At 62.5% G+C, this 26,024-nt stretch carries 23 protein-coding genes; 12 read left to right on the top strand and 11 right to left on the bottom strand.

Annotated features, from left to right (window positions below; all coding sequences use genetic code 11):
- The first annotated feature begins 3 nt into the window (after window positions 1–3).
- Complete coding sequence (locus LG380_RS03545; RefSeq protein ID WP_225763637.1) at window positions 4–198, top strand: hypothetical protein; 195 nt, start codon at window positions 4–6, stop codon at window positions 196–198.
- 119 nt (window positions 199–317) lie between these two features.
- Here the strand turns inward: LG380_RS03545 and LG380_RS03540 are convergent, their stop codons facing one another.
- Both LG380_RS03540 and pdxY read right to left on the bottom strand, forming a co-directional pair.
- Window positions 318–1,433, bottom strand: coding sequence for a prephenate dehydrogenase (locus tag LG380_RS03540; protein WP_225763636.1), 1,116 nt, complete (start codon window positions 1,431–1,433; stop codon window positions 318–320).
- Window positions 1,430–2,338, bottom strand: coding sequence for a pyridoxal kinase (gene pdxY, locus LG380_RS03535; RefSeq protein WP_225763635.1), 909 nt, complete (start codon window positions 2,336–2,338; stop codon window positions 1,430–1,432). Before pdxY ends, LG380_RS03540 begins: the two co-directional genes overlap by 4 nt.
- A gap of 109 nt (window positions 2,339–2,447) precedes the next feature.
- Between pdxY and LG380_RS03530 the strand changes: the two genes are divergently transcribed.
- Entirely contained in the window at window positions 2,448–2,720 is a 273-nt protein-coding gene (locus LG380_RS03530; protein ID WP_225763634.1) for a hypothetical protein, read from the top strand.
- A 53-nt stretch (window positions 2,721–2,773) separates the two neighbouring features.
- Here the strand turns inward: LG380_RS03530 and dnaJ are convergent, their stop codons facing one another.
- From dnaJ to hrcA, 4 genes are all read right to left on the bottom strand, one after another.
- Entirely contained in the window at window positions 2,774–3,898 is a 1,125-nt protein-coding gene (dnaJ, locus tag LG380_RS03525) for a molecular chaperone DnaJ (protein WP_225763633.1), read from the bottom strand.
- 151 nt (window positions 3,899–4,049) lie between these two features.
- Window positions 4,050–5,975, bottom strand: coding sequence for a molecular chaperone DnaK (dnaK, locus tag LG380_RS03520; RefSeq protein ID WP_225763632.1), 1,926 nt, complete (start codon window positions 5,973–5,975; stop codon window positions 4,050–4,052).
- Between the two features lie 145 nt (window positions 5,976–6,120).
- Window positions 6,121–6,636 (bottom strand): nucleotide exchange factor GrpE, encoded by a 516-nt coding sequence (gene grpE, locus LG380_RS03515; protein ID WP_225763631.1) that lies wholly within the window; start codon window positions 6,634–6,636, stop codon window positions 6,121–6,123.
- Between the two features lie 64 nt (window positions 6,637–6,700).
- Complete coding sequence (hrcA, locus tag LG380_RS03510; RefSeq protein ID WP_225763630.1) at window positions 6,701–7,774, bottom strand: heat-inducible transcriptional repressor HrcA; 1,074 nt, start codon at window positions 7,772–7,774, stop codon at window positions 6,701–6,703.
- A gap of 113 nt (window positions 7,775–7,887) precedes the next feature.
- Here hrcA and recN point away from each other — a divergent pair, with 113 nt between their 5' ends.
- Window positions 7,888–9,552: a DNA repair protein RecN gene (gene recN / locus LG380_RS03505; RefSeq protein WP_225766432.1), complete on the top strand. Its 1,665-nt coding sequence runs from the start codon at window positions 7,888–7,890 to the stop codon at window positions 9,550–9,552.
- Window positions 9,553–9,621: 69 nt separating this feature from the next.
- On the opposite strand, the gene fur is transcribed toward recN, so the two are convergent.
- Entirely contained in the window at window positions 9,622–10,029 is a 408-nt protein-coding gene (fur, locus tag LG380_RS03500) for a ferric iron uptake transcriptional regulator (protein WP_225763629.1), read from the bottom strand.
- Between the two features lie 104 nt (window positions 10,030–10,133).
- On the opposite strand from fur, the gene bamE reads away from it, so the two are divergent.
- The gene (gene bamE / locus LG380_RS03495) at window positions 10,134–10,529 is read left to right on the top strand and encodes an outer membrane protein assembly factor BamE (RefSeq protein ID WP_225763628.1); all 396 of its coding nucleotides are present in this window, start codon (window positions 10,134–10,136) and stop codon (window positions 10,527–10,529) included.
- Window positions 10,530–10,541: 12 nt separating this feature from the next.
- Here bamE and LG380_RS03490 read toward each other — a convergent pair whose 3' ends face one another.
- Both LG380_RS03490 and LG380_RS03485 read right to left on the bottom strand, forming a co-directional pair.
- On the bottom strand, window positions 10,542–10,799 hold the full coding sequence (locus LG380_RS03490; RefSeq protein ID WP_225763627.1) for an RnfH family protein: 258 nt from the start codon (window positions 10,797–10,799) through the stop codon (window positions 10,542–10,544).
- A 5-nt stretch (window positions 10,800–10,804) separates the two neighbouring features.
- Window positions 10,805–11,233, bottom strand: coding sequence for a type II toxin-antitoxin system RatA family toxin (locus tag LG380_RS03485; RefSeq protein WP_225763626.1), 429 nt, complete (start codon window positions 11,231–11,233; stop codon window positions 10,805–10,807).
- A gap of 59 nt (window positions 11,234–11,292) precedes the next feature.
- Between LG380_RS03485 and smpB the strand changes: the two genes are divergently transcribed.
- Window positions 11,293–11,796, top strand: a complete 504-nt coding sequence (gene smpB / locus LG380_RS03480; protein ID WP_225763625.1) for an SsrA-binding protein SmpB — start codon at window positions 11,293–11,295, stop codon at window positions 11,794–11,796.
- Between the two features lie 118 nt (window positions 11,797–11,914).
- On the opposite strand, the gene LG380_RS03475 is transcribed toward smpB, so the two are convergent.
- Window positions 11,915–12,202, bottom strand: a complete 288-nt coding sequence (locus LG380_RS03475) for a hypothetical protein (RefSeq protein ID WP_225763624.1) — start codon at window positions 12,200–12,202, stop codon at window positions 11,915–11,917.
- 442 nt (window positions 12,203–12,644) lie between these two features.
- On the opposite strand from LG380_RS03475, the gene LG380_RS03470 reads away from it, so the two are divergent.
- The 7 genes from LG380_RS03470 to LG380_RS03440 are packed head-to-tail and all read left to right on the top strand — an operon-like array spanning window position 12,645 to window position 24,823.
- Window positions 12,645–12,848 (top strand): helix-turn-helix domain-containing protein, encoded by a 204-nt coding sequence (locus LG380_RS03470; protein ID WP_105761352.1) that lies wholly within the window; start codon window positions 12,645–12,647, stop codon window positions 12,846–12,848.
- Window positions 12,848–16,138: an SNF2-related protein gene (locus LG380_RS03465; RefSeq protein WP_225763623.1), complete on the top strand. Its 3,291-nt coding sequence runs from the start codon at window positions 12,848–12,850 to the stop codon at window positions 16,136–16,138. The genes LG380_RS03470 and LG380_RS03465 overlap by 1 nt, the downstream gene beginning before the upstream one ends.
- Window positions 16,139–16,164: 26 nt before the next feature.
- Window positions 16,165–16,833, top strand: coding sequence for a DUF4391 domain-containing protein (locus LG380_RS03460; protein ID WP_225763622.1), 669 nt, complete (start codon window positions 16,165–16,167; stop codon window positions 16,831–16,833).
- 39 nt (window positions 16,834–16,872) lie between these two features.
- Window positions 16,873–18,801: a site-specific DNA-methyltransferase gene (locus LG380_RS03455; protein ID WP_225763621.1), complete on the top strand. Its 1,929-nt coding sequence runs from the start codon at window positions 16,873–16,875 to the stop codon at window positions 18,799–18,801.
- Entirely contained in the window at window positions 18,798–19,847 is a 1,050-nt protein-coding gene (locus LG380_RS03450) for a phospholipase D family protein (protein ID WP_225763620.1), read from the top strand. The genes LG380_RS03455 and LG380_RS03450 overlap by 4 nt, the downstream gene beginning before the upstream one ends.
- Before the next feature lie 22 nt (window positions 19,848–19,869).
- Window positions 19,870–22,923 carry a DEAD/DEAH box helicase family protein gene (locus tag LG380_RS03445; RefSeq protein ID WP_225763619.1) on the top strand — a complete coding sequence of 1,018 codons (3,054 nt, stop codon included), beginning with the start codon at window positions 19,870–19,872 and terminating at the stop codon, window positions 22,921–22,923.
- A 16-nt stretch (window positions 22,924–22,939) separates the two neighbouring features.
- Window positions 22,940–24,823, top strand: coding sequence for a DUF262 domain-containing protein (locus LG380_RS03440; protein ID WP_225763618.1), 1,884 nt, complete (start codon window positions 22,940–22,942; stop codon window positions 24,821–24,823).
- Here LG380_RS03440 and LG380_RS03435 read toward each other — a convergent pair.
- Window positions 24,824–25,956 (bottom strand): IS3 family transposase gene (locus tag LG380_RS03435; protein WP_225763617.1). Its coding sequence is split into 2 segments (ribosomal slippage): window positions 24,824–25,701 and window positions 25,701–25,956, totalling 1,134 coding nucleotides; the frame shifts between segments, so codons are not numbered across the junction. It abuts the gene before it with no gap.
- Window positions 25,957–26,024 lie beyond the last annotated feature (68 nt).

The raw sequence follows: 26,024 nt of genomic DNA, 5'->3' as shown, positions 1-26,024 counted from the left end.
ACCATGTCGTTCCGACAGTTCCCGGCCGTCGCCGACAATGGCGATACCTACGTCATCATCGAGTTCAAGGGCGAGCCCAGCCAGGACGGCAAGGACCACGACCCGCCACGATACGAGCTGGCCGATGGAAGGCACTTGGTACGCAGGGGCCAGCAGTTCATCACCACTGGCGGCGAGCTGACGCTTTGGGCAGCCTGATCCGGGCACTGGTCAATTTTTGACCAGCCATCTTGACAGCCTTGCGCCAAGCGGGCTGCCGACGGTTATCCACATGTTTGTGCGCCTTCCATCCACACACGCTGTGGATGGAATGGCACTCAGCGCGACAGCACCCGGCCGATGCCGCGGCCATTGACCTCGGCCACGAGGTGTCCGAGTACGTCCGCCGGCAGGCCCGGCTCGAACCCGATGCGGAAATGCACCTCGCCAGCTGGCGTGCGCGAGGAATGGATCGAGGCCAGGTTGACCCCGTGCTGCTCGAACACCTGCAGCAGTTCGCGCAGCGCACCGGGGCGATCATCGGGCAGATGGATGCTCAGCGCGGTGGCCTCGGCCAGGTCGGCCAGCAGGTAGCCCAGTCGCTCGAAGCTGTAATTGCCCTCTTCCACCCACGACTCGCCGAGCAGCCGGCGGTTGGCGGCCAGGAACCCTTCGCGGAAACACGCACGCGCCGCGTCGTCGCCCTGCACCACCAGCCCATGCAGTTCCTTCAGCGCATCGGCAAAGCGCGCCAGCATCGGCGCCACGTAGGGATTGCCGAACTGGATGTCCTCGTAGATCGCCGGGTTGAGCGCCAGGATGCGCGCCACCACCGCCATGTCCAGCTCGAAGCCGGTGGAGCGGAACGGCATCAGTGATTCCAGCGGGCCCAGCTCGGGGACGTAGTCGCGCAGCACGCCCGCCTGGGCCAGTGCACCGGCATGGACCATCGCCTGCACCAGCGCCATCACCTGGTCATGGTGGCGGGCATTGCTGGCCACGCACTGCGCTTCGAGCGACCGGCACAGTTCGTCGAACCACGGCTGCCACTGCTGCAGGCGCGCGGCGCAGACCACCATCGCGCGGCCGCGCAGGGTCGGCGCCTTGGGCGGTGCGCACATCGGATGCAGGCCGGCCACTTCGGCGCGCGATGCGAGCATTGCCGCGACCGGCGCTTCCTTCACCGAGGTGATGTCCAGCCATAGCTGGCCAGCCTCGCGGCCGGCCGCCAGCGTCGTCCATCGTTCGATCACCGCCGGGGTGTGGCGGATCGGCACGCTGAAGACCAGCACGTCGGCCCTTGCCAGCACCTCGTCGGGGCAGGAGGACGTGGCATCGGCCGGATCGTGGCCCAGGACCTCCAGCTGCATCCGCTCGCGGAAGAAGCGGGCCAGCCAGCGGCCATAGCCGCCGGCCGAGCCGACGATGCCGACGACGGGCCGGGCCGGCGTCATGCCAGGCGCTGGCCGCGGAAACGGCCGGGCGGCAGCTGGGCTGCCGGCGCAGCCGACAGCACGTCCAGTTCCTCGACGTCGGCCGCCAGCGTGGCCTCCAGCGCCGCATGCACGCCGGCAATCGCCCGGCTCACGGCAAGCTGCATCGGCTCGCCACGCAGCACATAGGCCAAGGCCAGCGACAGCAGCACGTCTCCGGTGCCGGCCACGTCCACCGGCAGGTGCTCGGAGCTCCAGCGCCATACCTCGCCGCGGCTGACGGCCAGCGTCACCAGCTCGCCTGGGCCACCCTCGACACTGTGCGCGATCACCCAGCGCGGGCCGCGCTCGAGCAGTTCGCGGGCGGCAACGATGGCATCGTCCTGGGCCAGCGCCGGGCGACCGGTCAACCGCCCCAGTTCGAAGGCGTTGGGCGTGACCACATGCGCGCGCGGCAGCAGGCGCTCGCGGAACACGGTCTCCAGCGCGGGCTCGACGTAAGGACCGGTGTGGGTGTCGCCAATGACCGGGTCCAGCCAGTAGGCCAGCTGTGGCGCCTGCGGCTGGATGGAGTCGATCCAGTCGGCAAACACCTCGCCGTTCTCCACGGTGCCGAAGTACCCGGACACCACGGCCTGTGCGCGCTGCGGCACGCCGCGCTCGCTCAGGCCCAGCAGCAGCTCGCCCAGCCAGTCGGCCGGAAGCATGCGCCCGCGCATCGTCGAATAGAACGGCGAATTGCTCAGCAGCGTGGTCGGCACCTCTGCCACGCGCAGGCCCAGCGCCCGCAGCGGCGGCACCGCCGCGCTGTTGCCGGCGTGGCCGTAGACCAGCTGCGACTGGACGGTGATTACATCCACCGGCGAAGGGCCTTGCGGGCGCACGCGGCGGCCGTGGACCAGGTGACTGTCTGTGGGGCTGTTCATCGCCGCATTCTAGCGCCGGCAGGTTGCGGGCCGCGGCGGCCGGGTTGCCGTTGCGTGGAACGGTGTCGCCCGATTTGCCACAATCGCCAGCCACCATCCGGAGGAAGTGATGCTCACCCGTTACCGTACCGGCCGACTGGTCGCGAAGATCTTCATCAAGCTGGGCTGGGCGACCCTGATCGCCACCGCGCTGCTGATCCTGCTGGCGGCCCTGTACTTCTCGCTCAGCAGGACAATCTCCATTGAAGGCCTCGTGCCGGCCTCCATGTCCGGCCTCCTTACGATGGCCGGGGTCACCCTGGCGATGGTTCTGTCCGGACATGTCGCACTGGCGATCTTCGACATCGCCGACAGACTACCCCAGCCCGGGCTGGAGCGATAAAAAAAGCCGCGGCACTGCCGCGGCTTTTGTCTTCTTTCCGGAGAACCAGGCCCTCAGGGCTTCATCCGCTCCCAGAAACCCTTGATGCCATCGACGAAGGTCGCCGACTTGGGCGAATGCTTGCGCGCGCCTTCGCCGGTGAACGTCGCCTCGAACTGCTCCAGCAGCTTGCGCTGTTCGGCAGTCAGGTTGATCGGGGTCTCCACCACCACGCGGCAGTACAGGTCGCCCTCGCTGCGGCTGCGCACCGAACGCACGCCCTTGCCACGCAGGCGGAACAGCTTGCCGGTCTGGGTCTCTGCCGGGATGCGGATTTCCGCCTCGCCGCCCAGGGTGGCCACGCGCACGGTGTCGCCCAGCGCCGCCTGCGAAATGCGGATCGGCACCTCGCAGTGCAGGTCGTCGCCGTCACGCTGGAAGATCGCGTGCTCGCGCACCCGCACTTCCACGTAAAGGTCCCCCGGGGGCGTGCCGGCCGGACCGGCCTCGCCCTCGCCCGACAGGCGGATGCGGTCACCGGTATCCACACCGGCCGGGACCTTGACTGACAGCACCTTCGCTTCTTCCACGCGGCCATTGCCATGGCAGGTACCGCACGGCCTGGCGATGATCTGCCCGCGGCCGCCGCAGTTGTGGCAGGCCTGCTGCATGGCGAAGATGCCGCGCTGGATGCGGACCTGGCCGCGGCCATGGCAGACGTTGCAGGTCTCGACCTTGCCGTCCTCCGAGCCGCTGCCGTGGCAGTCGCCACACTCGGCCAGGGTCGGGATCTCAATGCGACGTTCGACGCCGGCAACGGCCTCTTCCAGGTCCAGCTCCATCACGTAGCCGATGTCGGCACCGCGACGGGCCTGGCGCGGACCGCCGCCACCGAAGATGTTGCCGAAGATGTCGCCGAAGATGTCGTTCATGTCCGGGCCGCCGGCGCCGCCGCCCATGCCGCCCATGCCGTGCTCGAACGCGGCGTGGCCGTGGGCGTCGTACATTCGCCGCTTGTTGGCGTCGGACAGGACCTCGTAGGCCTCCTTGCACTCCTTGAACGCCGCTTCGGCCGCGGCGTCACCCGGGTTGCGGTCCGGGTGGTGCTTCATCGCACTGCGACGGTAGGCCTTCTTCAGCTCTTCGTCGCTGGCGGTACGGGAAACGCCCAGTACCTCGTAGTAATCGCGCTTGCTCATTGGGTGGATCGATATCCGGAATGTCGGGATTCGGCGGGCCGCAGCGAGCGCATGGCCCGCTGCGTCGGGCGCCCCGACAGACCGAATGGCTGCCAGGACATGCGGCAGGCACGGGACCGGCCAGCGGTCCCGTGCCCGTCCGGATCAGGACTTACTTCTTGTCGTCCTTTACTTCGGTGAACTCGGCATCGACGACGTCGTCGTTGCCGCCGGCACCGGCGCCAGCGTCGCCACCAGCGCTGCCACCACCCTGCTCGGCCGCCGCAGCCGCCGCGTACAGCGACTGGCCGGCTTCCTCCAGGGCCTTGGACTTGGCCTCGATCTGGGCCTTGTCGTCACCCTTCATCGCGGTTTCCAGCTCGGCCAGCGCCGACTCGACCTTGCCGATCACATCGCCGCCGACCTTGCTGCCATGCTCGGTGATGGCGGTGCGGGTGCCGTGGATCAGGGCATCGGCCTGGTTGCGGGCGGTCACCAGCTCCTGGAACTTCTTGTCTTCCTCGCGGTTGGCCTCGGCGTCGGCCACCATGCGCGCGATCTCTTCCTCGCTCAGGCCCGAACCGGCCTTGATCTCGACCTTCTGTTCCTTGTTGGTCTTCTTGTCCTTGGCAGACACGTGCAGGATGCCGTTGGCGTCGATGTCGAAGGACACCTCCACCTGCGGCAGACCGCGCGGGGCCGGCTCGATGCCGGACAGGTCGAACTTGGCCAGCGACTTGTTGTAGCGGGCCTGTTCGCGCTCACCCTGCAGCACATGCACGGTTACGGCCGACTGGTTGTCCTCGGCGGTGGAGAATACCTGCGAAGCCTTGGTCGGGATGGTGGTGTTCTTCTCGATGATCTTGGTGAACACGCCGCCCAGGGTCTCGATGCCCAGCGACAGCGGGGTCACGTCCAGCAGCAGCACGTCCTTGACGTCGCCGCCCAGCACGCCGCCCTGGATCGCGGCGCCCAGCGCCACGGCCTCGTCCGGGTTGACGTCCTTGCGCGGCTCGCGGCCGAAGAACTCCGACACCGCCTGCTGCACCTTCGGCATGCGGGTCTGGCCACCGACCAGGATCACTTCGCTGATGTCGCTCGAACGCAGGCCGGCATCGTTCAGCGCGATGCGGCACGGCTCGATCGAACGCTTGATCAGGTCCTCGACCAGGGCTTCGAGCTTGGCGCGGGTCAGCTTGATGTTCAGGTGCTTCGGACCGGTGGCATCAGCAGTGACGTACGGCAGGTTGACTTCGGTCTGCTGCGAGGACGACAGCTCGATCTTGGCGCGCTCGGCGGCGTCCTTCAGGCGCTGCAGGGCCAGCGGATCCTTGCGCAGGTCGATGCCCTGGTCCTTCTGGAACTCTTCCACCAGGTACTCGATGACGCGGTTGTCGAAGTCCTCGCCACCCAGGAAGGTGTCGCCGTTGGTGGCCAGCACCTCGAACTGCTTCTCGCCGTCGACGTTGGCGATCTCGATGATCGACACGTCGAAGGTGCCGCCGCCCAGGTCATACACCACGACCTTGCGGTCCTTGTTGTCACCCTTGTCCAGGCCGTAGGCCAGGGCCGCGGCGGTCGGCTCGTTGATGATGCGCTTGACGTCCAGGCCGGCGATACGGCCGGCATCCTTGGTCGCCTGGCGCTGGCTGTCGTTGAAGTAGGCCGGCACGGTGATGACCGCTTCGGTGACCTTCTCGCCCAGGAAATCCTCGGCGGTCTTCTTCATCTTCTCCAGCACGCGCGCGGAGATTTCCTGCGGCGCCATCTTCCTGCCGTCGCTGCTCTGCACCCAGGCGTCGCCATTGTCATGGGCCAGGATGCCGTACGGGACGTGGGAGATGTCCTTCTGCACTTCGGCGTCGGTGAACTTGCGGCCGATCAGGCGCTTGACGGCGTAGAAGGTGTTCTTCGGGTTGGTCACCGCCTGGCGCTTGGCCGAGGCGCCCACCAGTACTTCGCCGTCCTTGGTGTAGGCGACGATGGAAGGCGTGGTGCGGTCGCCTTCCGAATTCTCGATGACGCGGGCCTTGCCGCCGTCCATGATCGCCACGCACGAGTTGGTGGTGCCGAGGTCGATACCGATGATCTTACCCATGAGGGAACTCCTAAAAGATGCGTATGCAGTCCGGCACGCGCCGGGTTATGGAGGGGATGTGGGGATGGCGGTGTGACATTCAAGCCATCCCCGTGACGCTGTGTGCCACCGGCCACCGGCGTTAAGCCGGCAGCCGGCGAGCGAATCACTCGGCGCGGACCACCACCAGGGCGGGGCGCAGCAGGCGGCCGTTGAGCAGGTAGCCCTTCTGGAACACGGTGACGACGTGGCCCGGGGCCACGCCCTCGGCTTCGACCTGGCTGATGGCCTGGTGGTGTTCGGGATTGAACACCTGGCCGCTCGGGTCCAGCAGGACCAGGCCGTTGTCGGCGGCGACCTTGAGCAGCTGCTTGTAGGTCAGCTCCAGGCCGTCGCGCAGCGGCGAGGGTTCGGCCCCGGCGGCCTGCAGGCCGGCATCCAGGCTGTCGAACACCGGCAGCAGCTCACCGAGAAGCTTCTCGTTGGCGAACTTGCGCGCGTTCTCGATATCGCGCGCAACGCGCTTGCGCTGGTTGTCCAGGTCCGCGCGCTCGCGCAGGGACTCGGCCTTCAGCAGCTCCAGTTCGCTCCGGAGCGCCTCGATCTGCGCCTGCATCGGGTCCACGGATTCCTGCGCGGGGGCGTTGTTTTCTGCGTCGAATTCGGGGTGCTCTTGGTTCATTTCCGGTTCCCTGGCGGAAGATGCCCGCCTACTCCGACCCCGTATGTGGGCGGACCGGACGGATTCAAGCCACCGGATCGTCTTCGTTGCCACCTGGCGGCCGCAGCGCCTCGCCCAGCACCTCGGCCGCGGTCTGCACCAGCGGGATCACACGGTCGTAGGCCATGCGCTTGGGTCCGATCACGCCCAGCACGCCCAGCACCTGGCCACCGGCCACATAGGGAGCGGTGACCAGCGAGACATCCTGCAGCGGCACCAGCCCGGTTTCCTCGCCGATGAACACCCGCATGCCCGGGGCCTGGATGGTGCGCTCGAGCAGCTGCAGGATCTCGCGCTTGCTGGCGAACAGTTCGAACAGCTCGCGCAGCCGGTCCAGGTCGGACAGGTCCTGCACCCCCATCAGCCGGGTCTGGCCGCTGAGCAGCACGTCATCCTCGGCCGGGGCCAGCGCCTCGCCGGCCAGTTCCACGCTGTGCGCCAGCAGCTGCTCCATCTCGGCCTGGGCGCTGCGCAGCTCCTGCAGCAGGCGGGTCCGGATCTCGGCCAGCGGCCGCCCGGCGAAATGGGCATTGAGGTAGTTGGCCACCCGCTCCAGCTCGTCCGGACGGTAGGCCCTGCGCGGCACGATGACGCGGTTCTGTACCTCGTGGTCGGCGAATACCAGGATCGCCAGGATCCGCTGCGGTTCGAGCGGCACGAAATCGATATGGCGGAACGCGAACTGCTCCCGGCGTGGCGCACTGACCATTCCCACGAAATGGGTCATCGCCGACAGCATTTCCGACGCATTGCCCAGCAGGTGCTGGGTACCGCTGCCGCTGGCCAGCTCGCTGCGCAGGCGGGTGACCTCCTGCTCGCCGGGCGGCCGCATCTGCACCAGGCTGTCGACGAAGACCCGGTAGCCCTGGGCGGTCGGCACCCGTCCGGCCGAAGTGTGCGGCGAGCTCAGCAGCCCCTGCTCCTCCAGGTCGCCGAGGATGTTGCGGATCGTGGCCGGGCTGACATCCAGCCCCGCGTGCCGGGCCAGGGTCTGCGAACCCACCGGTTCGCCGTCACTGATGTAGCGCGAGATCAGCGTGCGCAGTAGCTGCCGCGCGCGGGGGGTCAAGGTGGACGTGGCGGAAGACGGACGGCTCATGGCGCAGGCGGTGAGATTGGCTTGCAGATAATGCCAGTGGCCCGCCAAAGACAAGCCATTGGACCACCCTGCCGCGCATGCTAGCTTTGCGCGGCCTCAATCCCCCGCAGACCATGCTCAGACATCTCTCCATCAAGGATTTTGCAGTTGTCCGCGCCACCGAACTGGAGTTCGGGCCGGGCATGACCGTGGTTTCGGGCGAGACCGGCGCCGGCAAGTCGCTGATGGTGGACGCGCTGGGCTTCCTGTCCGGGCTGCGCGCCGACAGCGGCGTGGTCCGCCACGGCGCCGCCCGCGCCGAGCTGGCCGCCGAGTTCGCGCTGGATGAACAGGCCCCGGCGCGGCAGTGGCTGCGCGACAACGAACTCGACGACGAGGACCAGTGCCAGTTGCGTCGGGTGATCCGTGCCGACGGGGGCTCGCGCGCCTTCATCAATGGTCGCCCGGCCACCTTGGGCCAGCTGTCCGAGCTGGCCTCGATGCTGGTCGAGATCCATGGCCAGCACGAGCAGCAGGCGCTGCTGTCGCGCCCCAGCCAGCTGGCCCTGCTCGATGCCTACGCCCGCAATGACGCCGAGCGCGAGGCAGTGCGCCGCGCCGCCACCCGCTGGCAGGCGCTGCTGGACGAGCGTGACGCCCTGTCCCGCCAGGGCGATGTCTCCGACCGCATCGGTTTCCTCGAGCACCAGCTGCAGGAGCTCGAGCGCGAGGACCTGGAGCCCGAATCCATTGCCGCCCTGGGCACGAGCCACCGCCGCCAGGCCCACGCCAGCGCGCTGATCAGCGCCTGCGAACTGGCCACCGCCCAGCTCAATGGCGATGACGGCAGCTCGGTGCTGCAGTCACTGCAGGGCATTCGCCACGAACTGGGCCGGGTCAGCGAGCACGATCCGCGCCTGGGCGAGGTTGACACCCTGCTCGACAGCGCCGCCATCCAGCTGCACGAGGCGCTGGTCCTGCTGGACCGGATCCGCGACGACCTGGATGCCGATCCGCAGCAGTTCGAGGACATCGAACGCCGGCTCGGTCGCCTGCACGACCTGGCCCGCAAGCACCGCGTGCCGATGGACGAACTGGGCCAGCACCGCGACGCGCTGGCCGCCGAGGTCGAGCAGCTGCGCGGTGCCGACGAACGCCTGCAGAAGCTGGCCGGTGAAATCGACAAGGCCGCCGCCGTCTGGCAGCAGGCCGCCGACACCCTCGGTGCCACCCGCCGCAAGGCCGCCGACTCGCTGTCGTCCACCACCACCGCCCTGATCGGCGAGCTGGGCATGGGCGGCGGCCAGTTCCTGATCGAGATCGAGCCGCAGCCGGCGCTGCGCCCGGACCCCAACGGCAGCGAGCGGGTGGAATTCCTGGTCGCCGCCAATGCTGGCCAGCCGCCGCGCGCCCTGCGCAAGGTCGCTTCCGGTGGCGAGCTGTCGCGCATTTCGCTGGCCATCGAGGTTGCCGCGCTGGGCCTGGACGCAGTCCCGACCATGGTGTTCGACGAAGTGGATTCGGGCATCGGCGGCGCCGTGGCCGACATCGTCGGCCAGAAGCTGCGCGCACTGGGCGAGAAACGCCAGGTGCTGTGCGTGACCCACCTGCCGCAGGTGGCCTCCAAGGGCCACGCCCACTACCGGGTCAGCAAGGCCCCGGTCGAGGGCATGACCCAGAGCGCGGTGGAACTGCTGGACACCCGCCAGCGCGAGGAAGAACTGGCCCGCATGCTCGGCGGCGTGGAGGTCAGCAAGGAAGCCCGGGCCGCGGCCCGCAAGCTGATGCAGGCGGTCTGACCGCCCTGCCCCGGCCGCAACGCAAAACGGCGCCGAAAGGCGCCGTTCTGCTGTGGTCTTGCGGGTCGGTCAGGCGCGTTTCTTGCGCACGTACAGCACCAGCGAGTGCTCTTCCAGCTCGTACCCGTGTTCAGCGGCGATCTTGCGCTGCAGCTCCTCGATCTCGGCGCTCTCGAACTCGATGACGTGGCCGGTGTCCACGTCGACCATGTGGTCGTGGTGGCCGCCGCGGTCCAGCTCGTACACCGCCTGGCCGCCCTCGAAGTTGTGCTTGAGCACCAGGCCGGCCGCCTCGAACTGGGTCAGCACCCGGTACACCGTGGCCAGGCCGATCTCGTCGCCATGCTCGAGCAGCTGGCGGTAGATGGCCTCGGCGGTCATGTGGTGGTGGGGGCTGCGCTGCTCCAGCAACGCCAGGATGCGCATGCGCGGATGGGTGACCTTCAGGCCGACTTTGCGCAGATCGTGGGATTCCATGGCCATCGTCTCGATTGGCGGTGTTACGCCAGTTGCCTCCGGTGCGGTGGCGGCGGGTGGCCGGGAGTGTATCATCGACGTGATTTCCCAACCCGCGATTCCCGATGCGCAATCTCCTGTTGATCGCCGTTGTTGCCCTGTCCACCACCGGCTGCGGCATCATCTACAAGCAGCCCATCTACCAGGGCAACCTGATCCGGGAGCAGTCCGTCCAGCAGCTTCAGGTCGGGCAGAGCAAGCAGCAGGTCAACGCCCTGCTCGGCACCCCGTCGGTACCGGATCCGTTCCACGCCCAGCGCTGGGACTACACCGCCAGCAAGCGCGTCAACCGGCTGGGCCAGACCGAGATCAAGAACTTCACCGTGTTCTTCGAGAACGACCAGGTTGCCCGTTGGGAAGGCGAGTACTTCCCGGACCAGGATGCGCAGCTGGCCGCTTCGGCCGTGCGCCAGTTCGGCCGCAACCTGGCCCGCGACAAGAAGAAGAACCGCGGCCGCTGATGGCGGCCCGGCTCACTCGCCGCCGCGCGCCCGCCGGCGGCGGTTGTCCTTCGGATCGGCCAATAGCGGACGCAGCAATTCCAGCCGGTCGCCATCGCGCAGCACCGTCTTTGCGTTTGCCAGCACGCCGTGTACCGCGCAGGCCGGCGCTTGCGCCGCGCCTTCGAGCGTGACCCGGGGCAGCGCCTGTTCAACGGTCGCCCCCTCTGCCAGCTCCAGCCACTGCACCTGGTAGTGGTCCGGCCACGCCATCACGACTTCGACCCGCATCGCGCTCAGGCCTCCTGGTCAGCCACGCGCACGAAATCGTTGACCATGCGGTCGGCCAGCCCCTGGAAGCCCAGCGCCAGCGCCGGCGCCAGCAGGCGCGAGGTAGGTTCGAACTCCATCGTCAGGCTCACCTTGCAGGCATCCTCGGCCAGCGCATGGAACTCCCAGCGGCCGTGCAGGCTCCTGAACGGGCCATCGCGCAGCTTCATATCAATGCTGCGCGGCCGCTCCAGGGTGTTCTCGGTCATGAACCAGGTGCGGAACGAGCCCAGCCCCAGGTCAAGGCGGGCAACGAGGCGGTCTGCCCCCTGCTCCACGATCGTGGCCTTGTCGCACCACCGGAAGCGGCGGGGATAGGCATCTACGTCATTGACCAGGTCGAACATGCGCGAGGCGGAGTGTTCGACCAGCGCGCTGCGGCTGATGGTGGGCATTGGGTACCGGGAAGCGAAAGGATCATCCGGGATTGACCGGAATCGGAGACAATACGGCGATGAGCAAGAAACCCGGCAAGGATAAAGCAAAGAGCGCGACGGCCAGTAAAACCATCGCGCTGAACAAGCGTGCGCGCCACGAGTACCACCTGGAACAGCGCTTCGAGGCTGGCCTGGTGCTGCAGGGATGGGAGGTCAAGGCCATCCGTGCCGGCCGCGGCAACATGACCGACGCCTACGCCTACGTAAAGGATGGCGAGATCTACCTGATCGGCGCGCAGATCACCCCGTTGATCCAGGCCTCGACCCACGTGGTCCCCGAGGACCGCCGCCAGCGCAAGCTGCTGCTCCACCGTAGCGAGATCGACAAGCTGATCGGCGCGGTCGAGCGCGATGGCTACACCATCGTTCCCACGGCGATGTACTGGAGCAAGAACAAGATCAAGATCGAGATCGCGCTGGCCAAGGGCAAGCAGACCCACGACAAGCGTGACGCCGCTAAGGACCGCGACTGGGCACGCGACAAGCAGCGCCTGATGCGCCGCCACAACCGCGACGCCTGAGCAGCGGCGATCGAAACAAAAAAGCCGGGAGCCATTGCTCCCGGCTTTTTTTCTGGGTCCTGCAGCGCTGTCGGCAACCGCCCCGGGAAGACCAGGGCCAGTCCCCAGCCGCTTCGAATCAGTCGCGCTCCACCACCATCGTCCAGGAGTGACTGGTCCGCGGCAGCCCGGCCCCGGGGTCTGCGCCCAAAGAGGCCTGCGGCATGATGCTGACCACCCTCCAGCCGGCAGCGTAGAGCTGTGGAATGGTTACCGGACCTGCGGTCTTGCACTCGAATACGGTGCTGTCGGAAAGGGTGCCATCCTTGGTTACGGGCTTCGAGGAGCACACCTCGCCCTGCCCGGCGAAGGCAGAGGTGGAAAAGGCCAGAAGCACTGCGGCGATACACATCTTTGTCGGGCGCATGGGTTTCCTTGGCGAGCCGCTCCAGCCGGCGGCCCTTCAACCATAGCAAGCTGACGCAGCCAAGGTCCGCTTCCACGCGCCTCGTCTCCCCAACGGCGACAGTGACCAGCTCGACGTCGGGGCAATCCCCTGGAGCAGCAGCGACGAACGAGGGCTGCGTCCGGAACGGAATGCATATGCGATCCGCACAAACAAAAAAGGCCACCCGGAGGGTGGCCCATCTTGTTGATTGGAAGGAACATCCAATCAAGGCATTGGTGGCGGAACAACGAACCGAACCCGCGTCCGCAATCCGAGCCAGATGGTAACGCCTTGGCCTTGAGGGCGTGGATTCAACGATTTGGCCATTCTTTTCTTCGCCCAGCCTCTGGTCTAGTTCGCCGTCGTATGGAAAATTGGCAACTCTTGGCAATCCCTATTCATCATCGGCAAAGGCGAGACGATGGCAGATCCGGAAGGTGAAATCCTGACCCTGGACGAGGTGGCCGCCTACTTGAAGGCTGGCAAGCGCACCGTCTACCGCCTCGCGGCCGAAGGCAAGCTTCCCGCTTTCAAGCTGGGCGGCACGTGGCGCTTCCGCCGCAGCGACCTGGATGAGTGGATTGCCGCCAATCTGACCAACAAGGATTCGGGGGCAAGCAACTGATGGAACTGATCGACAACATCAGCCGGTTGCTTGGCGACGATCTCAAGAAGACCCTCCGGCCAGGCGCGCGCCTGAAGGTCGCGGCCTCGTGCTTTTCGATGTACGCCTACGAGGCGCTGAAAGCCGAGCTGGAAAAGATCGACGAGCTGGACTTCATCTTCACCTCGCCCACCTTTGTTGGCAACGAGGTCACCGACAAGATTCGCAAAGAGCGAAAGGAATTCCACATTCCCAAGCTCGACCGGGAGCGCAGCCTCTACGGCAGCGAGTTTGAAATCCAACTGCGCAACAAGCTGACCCAGCGGGCGGTGGCCAAGGAGTGCGCAGAGTGGATACGGCGCAAGGCCAAATTCAAGAGCAACCGCACTAAAGCGCCGATGCAGCAGTTCGCCTGCGTGCAGGCTGGTGGTACCGACACGGCTTACATGCCCCTGCACGGGTTCACGGCTGTCGATCTCGGGTACCAGCAAGGCAATGCGGTATCCAACCTCGTCAACAAGATGGACGAGGCACCCTTTGCTGCCACGTACCTGAGCCTGTTCGATCAGATCTGGAATGACCCCGAAAAGCTCGAGGACGTGACAGCGCAGATTTGCGAGCACATCGCCTCGGTCTACCAAGAGAACTCACCCGAGAGCATCTACTTCCTGATGCTCTACAACATCTTCAACGAGTTCCTAGACGACATCGACGAAGACGTCCTGCCCAACGACCGCACCGGCTACCAGGACACCCTGATCTGGAACAAGCTCTTTAACTACCAGAAGGATGCTGCCACCGGGATCATCAACAAGCTGGAAACCTACAGCGGCTGCATCCTTGCCGACAGCGTCGGCTTGGGCAAGACCTTCACCGCACTGGCCGTCATCAAGTATTACGAGCTGCGCAACCGGTCAGTGCTGGTGCTCTGCCCCAAGAAGCTGGCGGATAACTGGCTGAACTACAACCGCAACCTTAAGACCAACATCTTCGCCCGCGACCGGTTCAACTACGACGTCCTCTGCCACACGGATCTGTCCCGCACCGGCGGCGAGTCCTTCGGTACGCCGCTGAACCGAATCAACTGGGGCAACTACGACCTCGTCGTCATCGATGAGTCACACAACTTCCGCAACAACGATGCCTACAAGGACAAGGAAACCCGCTACCAGAAGCTGATGCGCAAGGTGATCCAAGAAGGGGTCAAGACCAAGGTGCTGATGTTGTCGGCAACGCCAGTGAACAACCGCTTTAACGACTTGCGCAACCAACTGGCCCTGGCCTACGAAGGCGACTCCGAAAACCTCACAAAAAAACTGCGCACGGACAGAAGCGTTGAGGAGATTTTCCGAGGCGCACAAGCAGCCTTCAATGCGTGGTCGAAGCTCCCCCCGGAAGAACGTACCGCGCGTGCGATCCTCGACTCACTGGACTTCGACTTCTTCGAGCTGCTCGACAGCGTCACCATCGCACGCTCGCGTAAGCACATCCAGACCTTCTACGACACCAAGGACATCGGTCAATTTCCGGAGCGCCGCAAACCGTTGTCGTTTCACTGCCCGTTGACTGAGCGGTCGGACGTGTTGGGCTTCAACGAAATTTTCGAGCAACTCTCACTGCTCAAGCTGGCCGTGTATGCGCCCATCAGCTACATCCTGCCCAGCCGTCTGAAAAAGTACGAGGAGATCTACGACACCAAGGTAGGCCGCAAGGGCACGCTGCGCCAAGCCGACCGCGAAAAGAGCCTGCAGGCCCTGATGACGGTCAACCTGCTCAAACGGCTTGAAAGTTCGGTGCAGTCGTTCCGGCTAACACTACAATCGCTGCGGGCCAACAACGAAGTCACCCTCGCAAAGATCGCCGCGTTCAATCAATCCGGCGGCGCGGTCACGGTGGGCGACCTCACGGAAGTGCTGGAAGGACTGGATGCAGAGGACGATGAGCTGCCAATGCCCGGCGACGAGGGCGGCGAGATCGGCAGCAAGATCAAGATCAGCCTCGCCGACATGGATTTGCCGTCCTGGGAACACGAACTGAAGGTGGACTTACAGGTCATCGATGCCTTGCTGGCTTCGATGAACAAGATCACGCCGCAGGACGACGCCAAGTTGCAGCACCTCAAAGCACTACTGCTCGGCAAGATTGCAAACCCAATCAACCCCGGGAACGGGAAGGTGCTGATCTTCACAGCCTTTGCTGACACCGCTGATTACCTGTACGCCAACCTTGCGCCGGAGCTGCTGGCTACGCTCGCCATCCACACGGCCAAGGTCACCGGCAAGGGGGCACCGCAGTCCACCATCAAGAGCAAAACTCAGAAGCGCAGCTATGACTTCCAGGAGCTGCTCACCCTGTTTTCCCCTCGTTCTAAAGAGAAGGCGGTGGTACTGCCGGACGAGCCGCACGAGGTGGATCTGCTGATCGGCACCGATTGCATCTCCGAAGGCCAGAACCTGCAGGACTGCGACTACCTGATCAACTACGACATCCACTGGAACCCGGTGCGCATCATCCAGCGCTTTGGCCGGGTTGATCGCATTGGCTCGCCCAATAGCAGCATCCAGCTGGTCAACTACTGGCCCGACATCTCGCTCGACGAGTACATCAACCTCAAAGAGCGCGTCGAGAGCCGGATGATGATCGCCGACGTGACCGCCACAGGTGACGACAACGTGCTGTCTGCGCAGGCTAACGACGTGTCGTACCGCAAGGAGCAACTGCGTCGCCTGCAGGAGGAAGTCATCGAGCTGGAGGATTTGAAGACCGGTGTCTCGATCACCGACCTGGGCCTCAACGACTTCCGGATGGATTTGCTCAACTACGTCAAAGCCCACGGCGAACTGAGCAATGTGCCTAACGGGATGCACGCAGTGGTTCCCGCCAGACTCGAGATGGGCCTACGGCCGGGCGCGATCTTCACGCTGCGCAATCGGAACGCCGGGATCACCCTCAACCAGCACAACCGCCTGCACCCGTACTACCTCGTCTACATCAACCGCGAGGGCGAGGTCATTCACGACCACACTGAGGTCAAGCGCCTGCTTGATCTGGTACGCACCTGCTGCAAAGGCCAGGACAAGCCGTTTGTCGACGTGTGCCAGCGCTTCAATCAGGAAACGGCCGATGGCCGCAAGATGCAGGTGTATTCGGACCTGCTTGGCAAGACCATTCGCTCCATGATCGAGGTGAAGGAAGAGAAGGATCTGGACAGCCTGTTCAGCGGCGGCAAGACCACCGCGCTGGTCAATACCATCGCCGGGCTGGACGACTTCGAACTGATCACCTTCCTCGTGATTCAGGAGGCTGGATGAGTCAAGGAGCGACCACAAAAAGAACAGTGCTGATCGCCTACCCCAAGCAAGCTGCTTTCGGGCGCGTTCTGCCCAAGAACAAAATCTATGAGCACAGCGGGGCCAACACCCGGCTGAAGGAACTGTTCGTAGAGCAGGTCGAGCAGATCGTCTGGCAGTACAAGCTCGCCCCGGAGACGATCAACCTGCCTGCGCGGCCCGGCGTGCCGGAAATCCAGGTCTTCAGCATCCAGCTCAAGTCCACCGAGCTACACGAAGACGTGCTCCGCTGCATTGATGGCGCGGTGCAGTTCCCGATCCTGTTTGAACTGAACCAAGGCCACGGCGATCAGGCGAAAACGCAGGTCGTGGCGGCTTACAAGCGCCCGAGCGAAGCCGATGCCAGTCGCTGGGTGCTGTCCAGCTACTTCACCAGCGACTGGATGCCTGCGGCAACTGCCCGTACGGCTATGCCAGTGGCCCTCGACATGGCCCACCTGTACTCCGTTCTGCTGCAAGGCTTAATGCCGCTGCCAGCACGTCCACAGGAGGCCTTGCCCGACTGGATTGCGCGTATCGAGCAGGTGGCAAACAAGCGCCGCGAAGTCGAGAAGACCCAGGCGAGACTGGCTAAGGAAAAGCAATTTAACCGCAAGGTCGAGATCAACGCGACCTTGCGGCAACTGAAATCTGAACTTGAACAATTGAGCCGCTGAACCCTGATATCTGAAGCGCAGCGACCAGAGGAAAAGAACATGGAAAAGCTAAAAATGCATTCACCCAATCTCACGCAGGACAACATCGCCCGTATTCGTGATCTGTTTCCGAGCTGCGTCACCGAAGCCAAGGGCGAGGACGGCAGCGTGAAGTTAGCCGTGGATTTTGACCAGTTGCGGCAAGAGTTGGCCGAGTCGATTGTGGAAGGGCCGCAGGAGCGCTACCACCTGAACTGGCCGGGTAAACGCGAAGCCTTGCTCACGGCCAACGCGCCCATTGCCAAAACGCTGCGCCCTTGCCGCGATGAGAGCGTGGACTTTGATACCACCAAAAACCTGTTCATCGAAGGCGACAACCTCGACGCGTTGAAGCTCTTGCAGGAGACGTATCTGGGCAAGGTCAAGATGATCTACATCGATCCCCCATATAACACAGGGAACGACTTCATTTACGAGGACGACTTTGCCGAAAACACAGAGGACTTTCTCCGGAGATCCAATCAGAAGGATGTCAAGGGGAATCGGCTGATCGCCAACCCTGACACCAATGGCCGGTTCCATTCGGACTGGCTATCGATGATCTATCCCCGATTGAAGCTCGCTAGGACCCTTCTAGCAGATGATGGCCTGCTCTTCATCAGCATAGGCGAACAGGAGGTCGATAATTTGCTGCGCCTGACCAAGGAGGTCTTTGGCGAACAGAACTTCGTAACTACCTTCCTGCGCCAGCGCAAGAAGAAACCTTCGTTCCTACACGCTAACGTAGGCTCGATGTTCGAGTATGTGGTGTGCGTAGCGCGGAACCGATCTCTCGCCCCACCTTTTTCGGTCGATGTCACAACGGCCGGGAAAAAGTATCCAGTCAACAACGCCGGTAACTCTTTGGGGACGCTTATATTTCCTGCAGGAGCTGTCCGATTCGCGTCAAAAGATGCAATCTTCGAACCTCAGGATATGAGCGAGGGAAACATTGTCACCCGCCTGCTCGACAAGGTCGTCGTGAGCGATTACCGCAACGTCGACGCCTTCCGGCTGGAAGGTGAATTCAGGTATAGCCAGAGCCGGCTCGACGAGATAGTTCGTGCTGGCGAGACGATCACCATTTCGAAGGCGCCGTTCAGGCCTAACCATGTAAAGGCAGGCGGAGAGGTCAAGAAAATGCACAACCTCCTTTCGCCAGAAACGTATCAAGTTGGCACTAACGAAGATGGAACCGCTGAGCTGGAAAGCCTTTTCGGGGCACCCCTGTTCGACAACCCGAAGCCTTCAAGCTTGATTCGGGTGCTGTGCCGTGCCGTCACGTACGATGATCAGGATGCCTTGGTCATGGATTTCTTCTGTGGATCGGGCTCAACCGCCGACGCCGTGATTCAGCTGAATTCCGAAGATGGAGGTAACCGTAGATTCATCATGGTCCAGCTGCCCGAGCCGTGTGAGGCGAACTCGGATGCATTTACTGGCGGTTACCAAACAATTGCAGAGATCAGCAAGGAACGCATTCGCCGCGCCGGTAAGCGGACGCTGGGAAGTCAGTGCCATGAAGACTGGGACAGGGACATTGGCTTCCGTGTGCTTAAGGTCGATACGTCGAATATGGCCGACGTCTACTACCAACCAGACGCCCTGGATAAGGCAAATCTTGACCTGCTCGTCGAAAACATCAAACCCGACCGCACACCCGAGGACCTGCTTTTCCAGGTGATGCTGGATTGGGGGCTGGACCTCTCCCTGCCCATCGAGATAGAGATTATTCAGGGCAAGGACGTTTATTTCGTCGATGGCGATGCGCTGGCCTGCTGCTTCGACAACGATGGTGGCGTCGACGAGTCTTTCATCAAGGAACTAGCGGCCTACAAGCCACTGCGCGCTGTCTGTCGCGATTCCGGCCTAAGGAGCAGTGCCGTGAGGATCAACATTGAGCAGATCTTCAGGCTGCTGTCGCCAAGTACGGAGATCAAGGTACTGTGAGCCAAGTCCCTAAAACATCGGCGGCCCTGTCGCGGACGGCACCAACCATGCGGGCCGCCGCATGGGCCGTAACCGACTTTCTTGCTGCTGCCGAGCATATGTGCGAAACCGACAAACAGGCCCTTCAGCTGAGGCTGTACTTCTATGCAGCCACAGAATCGGGATGGAAGCGGATTCGAAAGAGCATCCTAAATTGGCGCAAGTCGCGGGACGGCCGAGCTGTTACGGCCTACATCGGAACTGACCACGCACTGACTGACGTAGCAGCCCTCGAAGCCATGCAGGACGAAGGAATCGAAGTTCGCTTGATGCGCCACTACAAAGGCATCTTCCATCCCAAGGTCATCTGGTTCGTCGGCAAGGCTGGTAGCACCATTCTGGCAGGGAGCAACAACCTGACCGAAGACGGTCTGAGGAATAACATCGAGTTCGCAACCGTCACGACGTTGGCCCATGTCGATGCCCATCTGCAAACATGGCATGACGAAATCCACAAGGCCAGCGATCCTGTCACGGCAGCGCTTATCAAGAGCTATGCGAAGGAGAAGGAAAAGTACGGACAGCGACGGGCGACATCGGGCCTGGGCGGAGATTTCACTTGGTCGAAGCGTACAAGCGGTGCTTCGGCCAAGAGGTCCAATGCGAAGGCCAATGCGGCTGGCGAGCCGAGGGGCTCCAGATTGATCCTCGAAGTCATGCCCAGAGAGACAAGCGAGGAAGGACGTCAGGTCCAGATACCGTTGGACGCCGCGCGGAGATTCTTTGGGCTGGGTAATCCGGTCGGAAGTAGCATCAACCTCGACTTGAATAACGTCGACACCCAGGAATCGCGCACGCTAGTTTTTACGCTCAACGGTAACGCTACCGCTCGCCTGTCGATCCGCGAACTCGAATACGGCAGTCGCCCTTGTGTTCTCATCTTTACCAAGCGGGGACGCAGGAAATTCGACTTCGAACTGGTCCGTCGAGCAATCGATCCGAGTCGATACGACGTACTGATCGCCGAGTGTAAACAGGTGCCACCGGCTCGGCGTTGGAAGTTGTGATTCGCTGTCCTAGGGAAAAACCATGAAACTGAAGTTCAAAACACAGGCCTACCAGACAGCAGCGGTACAGGCGGTCATCGAATGCTTCAAGGGCCAGCCCTTGGCATCCGCTGAAGCCATGAGTTATCGCATCGACCCCGGCAAGGCAAAGAGCAGAATGGAAAGCCTGTTTTCCGAGGCTGGTTTCAAGAACGCCGACCTTTCGCTGTCTCATTCGACCCTGCTCGCCAACATCCACGACGTACAACGAGCACAGAACCTGCCCCTGTCGGATACGCTGGTCAAGACCAAGGTGGCCAAGATCAATCTCGACATCGAGATGGAAACCGGCACCGGCAAGACCTATTGCTACATCAAGACGATTTTTGAGCTGAACAAGCAGTACGGCTGGAGCAAGTTCATCATCGTGGTGCCGAGCATTGCCATCCGCGAGGGTGTGGCCAAGTCGCTGCAGATCACTGCAGACCACTTCCTGGAGACCTACCAGAAGAAGGCGCGTTTCTTCATCTACAACTCCAAGCAGCTGCACCACCTAGAGAGCTTCTCGTCTGACGCGGGCATCAATGTGATGGTGATCAACGTGCAGGCCTTCGCCGCACGCGGAGCCGACAACCGCCGCATTTATGACGTGCTGGACGATTTCCAGTCGCGCAAACCCATCGACGTGATCAGCGCCAACCGCCCCATCCTGATCCTGGATGAGCCGCAGAAGATGGAAGGCGCGGCGACGCTGAAGTCGCTGGAGGAGTTCAAGGCGCTGATGGTGTTGCGCTACTCGGCAACCCACAAGACTACGCACAACAAGATTCACCGCCTCGATGCGCTGGACGCCTACAACCAGAAGCTGGTGAAGAAGATCGCGGTACGCGGCATCGCGGTCAAGGGGCTGGCGGGCACGGCGGGCTATCTGTACCTGCAGTCCATCGAGATCTCGAGCAAGAAGCCGCCAGAGGCGCGCGTGGAGTTCGAGCAGAAATTGGCGGGCGGGAACATCAAGCGGGTGGTCAGGAAGCTCTCAAAAGGCGACAACTTGTTCGATCTGTCGAACGGACTCGATCAGTATCGGGACGGCTTTGTCGTGGCCGACATCAACGCCAACTCCGACACCCTGAGCTTCACCAATGGCATTGAGCTCACCGTCGGGGATGCGACCGGTGATGTGACAGAGGCCGCGCTGCGCCGCATACAGATCCGCGAGGCAATCAAGGCGCACTTCGACAAGGAACAGGCGCTGTTCCGGCAGGGTGTGAAGGTTCTCACGCTTTACTTCATCGACGAAGTGGTCAAGTACCGCGACTATTCGCAGCCCGACGAAAAAGGTGAGTACGCCCGCATCTTCGAGGAGGAGTACCAGCTCTACCTCAACGAGGTGCTGGAGCTGGATGAGACGCCGTACGTCAAATACCTCAAAGGGATTTCTGCCGACAAAACGCACAGCGGCTACTTCTCCATAGACAAGAAGAGCAAACGGCTGGCCGACCCAACGGTCGCAGCGCGTGGCGAGAACGCGGGACTTTCTGACGACGTAGACGCCTACGACCTGATCCTGAAGGACAAGGAGCGGTTGCTGTCGTTCGTAGAGCCCGTGCGCTTCATCTTCTCGCACTCTGCCCTGCGTGAAGGATGGGACAACCCGAACGTGTTTGTGATCTGCGCGCTCAAGCACAGTGACAACACGATTTCCCGCCGCCAGGAAGTGGGACGTGGCTTGCGACTATCCGTCAACCAAAGCGGTGACAGGATGGATCACCCGGCCACGGTACACGAAGTGAACGTGCTGACTGTGGTGGCCAGCGAGAGCTACAAGGACTTCGTAGCAGCGCTGCAGAAGGACATCAGCGAGTCGCTGTCGGCGCGTCCGCGCTTGGCGGATGAGGCCTACTTCACCGGCAAGGTGCTGAAGACGGAGTCTGGAGACGTCGAGGTCACACCGCAGCTCGCCAAGCAGATCTACAAGTACCTGCTCAAGCATGACTACACCGACGACGCAGATCGCATCACCACCGTGTACCACGAGGCGAAGAATGACGGTACGCTGGCTGCGCTGCCCCCCGAGCTGGCACCACATGCCGAGCAGGTGTTCAAACTGATTGACAGTGTCTTCAGCGAGAGCCAGTTGCCCGAAATTGGCGACGACCGCAAGCCCAAGAAGAACCCGCTCAACGCAAACTTCGAAAGGCAGGAGTTCAAGGAACTCTGGAATCGGATCAACCGAAAGGCGGCATACAGTGTCGACTTCGATTCCGACGAACTGGTGCAGAAGGCGGTCAAAGAGTTGGATGCCAGTCTGCGCGTCACTCCGCTGCAATACACAATCCAGCACGGTGAACAGGCTGCCGCCGTGACCTATGACGGTATCAAGGCGGGCAATGCGTTCGAGCTGAAGGTCACAGAGACAGAAACCAACCGCGTTTCAATCCACTCAGGGGTCAAGTATGACCTGATCGGCAAACTTGCAGAAGGCACCCAGCTGACACGGCGTACGGTGACCGAGATCCTCAAGGGGCTCAACACCGCTGTATTCGCACAGTTCAAGACCAACCCAGAGAGCTTCATTGCCGAGGCGATACGCCTGATCAACGAGCAGAAGGCTACCGTAATCATCGAACACTTGGCCTATGACCCGGTCGAGGACAAGTTCGATCTGGACATCTTCACTACCGGGCAAACCAAGCAGGACTTCAGCAATGCGGTCAAAACGCCCAAGCACCACATTTACGATTTCGTGCTGCCTGATTCAGGCTCGAAGCCGGAGCGTGATTTTGCAGAGGCGTTGGAATCAAGCGCTGAAGTAGTGGTGTACGCCAAGCTGCCGCGTGGTTTTCTGATCCCAACCCCGGTCGGTGACTACAACCCCGACTGGGCCATCTCGTTCAAGGAAGGCGCGGTGAAGCACATCTACTTCGTCGCAGAAACCAAAGGATCGATGTCCTCGATGGATCTGCGCGAGATCGAGAAAACCAAGATCAAATGCGCCCGCAAGTTCTTCGATGAGATGAACCGCCGTTTCGCCCCGGAAAACGTCAAATACGACGTGGTGGACAGCTTCGGCAGATTGATGGAAATCGTGAAATAAAAACGCAGGCAAGACGATGAGCACTTTCGACAGCACCAAGCGCCTATTGCCAGAGATTCTTTCCGACATCGTCAAGGCGAAGATTCAGTTGCCGGATTTCCAGCGTGGATGGGTGTGGGATGACCAGCACATTCGCAGTCTGCTGGTGAGCATCGCCAGGTCATTTCCGGTTGGGGCGGTCATGCTCCTTGAGACCGGCGGCGAGGCCAAGTTCCAGGTTCGACCTATAGAAGGAGTTTCGCTACCCTCAGGTGCCTTGGATGCGGAGCTGCTGATTCTCGACGGGCAACAACGCCTGACCACCTTGACGCAAGTCCTGGCCACGAAGGATGCGGTAAAGACCCGCACAGAGAAAGGCAAGCCCATTCGACGCCACTACTACTGGAACATCGAAGTGGCGCTGGAAGGCGGAGACCGCTTGGAGGATGCCATTGAGGCCATTGAAGAAGACAAGATCAAACGCTCCAATTTTGGCAGGCAGATCGATCTTGATTTGAGTACAACGCAGAAGGAGTGCGAGCAGCTCTACTTTCCGTGCGATCAGATCCTGAACTCGGATGCATGGGAAGAAGCTCTGCAAGAGTACGCTCCCGAAAAATTCGGCCTGTACATGCAATTCCGTCGACAGGTACTGAATGCCTTCCGCAACTACCAGCTACCTGTGATCCAGTTGGGTAAAGCCACGACGAAGGAAGCCGTTTGCCTGGTCTTCGAGAAGGTAAACACCGGCGGCGTCCCCCTCAACGTGTTCGAGCTCGTCACGGCGACCTATGCGGCTGACGGCTTTAACCTGCGTGATGACTGGCACGGAAACGCCACCCGAAATGTCTCGGGCCGGTATCAGCGCTTGTGCAAAGAGGCACTGCTGTCACAGGTGGAGTCCACAGACTTCCTGCAGGCCGTATCGATGTTGCACACGCTGGAGTTGCGCCGCGCCGATGTGGCTTCGGGGAAAACCGGAAAGTCCGTACAGCCGGTGAGTGCAAAGCGCGTCTCGATACTTGCGATGCCTTTGAGCGCGTATTCCAAATGGGCAGACGAAGTCGAAGCGGGCTTCCTTCTCGCGGCCAAGTTTTTGCGCAAGGAATGTGTGAAAACCCCGCGTGAGCTGCCCTATCGAACTCAACTGGCTCCTCTCGCCTCGGTACTCGCGCACCTGCGCGAACGCTGGCTTGAGCCGCGCATTTACCAGAAACTCTCTCACTGGTACTGGAGTGGCGTTCTCGGCGAACTCTACGGCAGCGCCATCGAGACCCGAATCGCGAACGACGTCGAGGATCTATTGCAGTGGATCGACAGTGACGACGCAATACCGCGAACCATTGCAGATGCGGCATTTAGCCCCGACCGCCTAGACACGATGACGTCGCGCCTGTCCGCCGCGTACAAAGGCCTGAATGTGCTGGTACTTCGTGAGGGCGCGCAAGACTTCTTCTGGAAGGCAAAGATCCAGGAACTCGACGACGAGGAGCTTGCGCTGGATATTCATCACATCTTTCCGCAGGACTGGTGTGAGAAGAACGGCATTAAGCGCGCTGTCTACAACACGGTCGTCAACAAAACCCCGATTTCCTACAAGGCAAACCGGATGATCGGCGGGCATGCGCCATCGATCTATTTGTCAAAATTGCAGGCTCATACGCAGGTTCAGCTTGCAGACGCCCAGATGAATGCCATTGTCGGGTCGCACCTCATCGATACGACCGCGCTCCGAGCGGACGACTTCGACAGCTTCTACAAGAGCAGAAAGGCCGCCCTGGTCAAACTGGTCGAACGGGCTATGGGTAAAGCGGCGGCGGTTGTTGCGGACGGAGCTGATCCTGGCGATGCTGAAGAGGATGAGAGCGATCAGCAGCAAGTCATTTCGCCAGTGACCTGCCCCCACTGGCCATACCAGTGATTACTGATAAAGCCCGGGGTTGAAGGTTACTGCGTTGTCGGCTTGTTGTGCTCGGTGGTTGGCAGCGAACTGGGCAGGCGGGATTCGACCGCAGCTGCTGTGTGGTCGCACCTGGTTGTAGTCGCGTCGCCAGTCGGCGATGACCTGGCGGGCTTGGGCGAGCGAGGTGAACCAGTGTTCGTTGAGGCACTCGTCCCTGAACTTGCCGTTGAAGCTCTCGATGTAGCCGTTCTGCATGGGCCTGCCCGGCTCGATCAACAGGTGCTCGATGCCGTGGCGTTGCGTCCATGCGATGAAGGCCCGGCTGGTGAACTCGGGGCCGTTGTCCGTGCGTACGGCCCGCGGGTAGCCCCGGAAGCAGGCGGCCTGGTCGAGGACCCGGACGACGTAGGCGCCGCCCATGCCATGGTCAACCGTGATGTCCACGCACTCGTGGGTGAAGTCGTCGGCCACGGTCAGGCACTTGAGCCGCCGGGCGTTGGCCAGGGCGTCGCTGACGAAGTCCATGCTCCAGACCTGGTTGGGTGCCGTAGCGATCGCCAGAGGCTGTCGCTCAAGCGGGGGGCGCTTGGCCTTCTTGCGTCGGCGCACGGCGAGGCTGGCCTCGCTGTAGAGCCGATAGACCTTCTTGTGGTTCACGTCTGGGAACTCCGGGCGCAGCAGGTCGTGCAGGCGGCGATAGCCGAACCTGCGGCGGATCTGGGCCAGTTCGATGATCCGTGCCGACAGTGCCTGGGAGGCAGGCGTCGGCACGGGCGGGTGGCGGAAGGCATCGCGGGACAGCCCCGCAAGGCGGCAAGCCCGGCGCTCGCTCAACACCGTCTGGTCGAGCATGCGTCGGACTGCCTCGCGCTTGCGTTGCGGGGCTAGCGTTTTACCCCGAAGCCGATCTTCAGCGCCTCGATGTCCAAATGGGCGTCGGCCAGCAACCGCTTGAGCCGGTTGTTCTCGGCTTCCAGCTCCTTCAGGCACTTGGCGTCCTCGGCCTCCATGCCGCCGTACTTGGCCCGCCAGGCGTAGAAGCTGGCGGGGCTGAAGCCGTGCTGGCGGCCCAGTTCCGCGACTGCCATGCCGGCCTCGGCCTGCTTGATGAATCCGATGATCTGTTCGGTGGTGAAGCGACTCTTGCGCATGTCCGTCCTCTCGGGTTGACGGACTTTACAGCTTCACGTGGTACGGCTCAGTGGGGGCAGGTCAGAAA

This window comes from Stenotrophomonas sp. Marseille-Q4652 (assembly GCF_916618915.1).
Taxonomy (GTDB): Bacteria; Pseudomonadota; Gammaproteobacteria; order Xanthomonadales; family Xanthomonadaceae; genus Stenotrophomonas.
The sequence above is the reverse complement of the archived record's forward strand: the minus strand, read 5'-3'. Positions and strand labels throughout refer to the sequence as shown.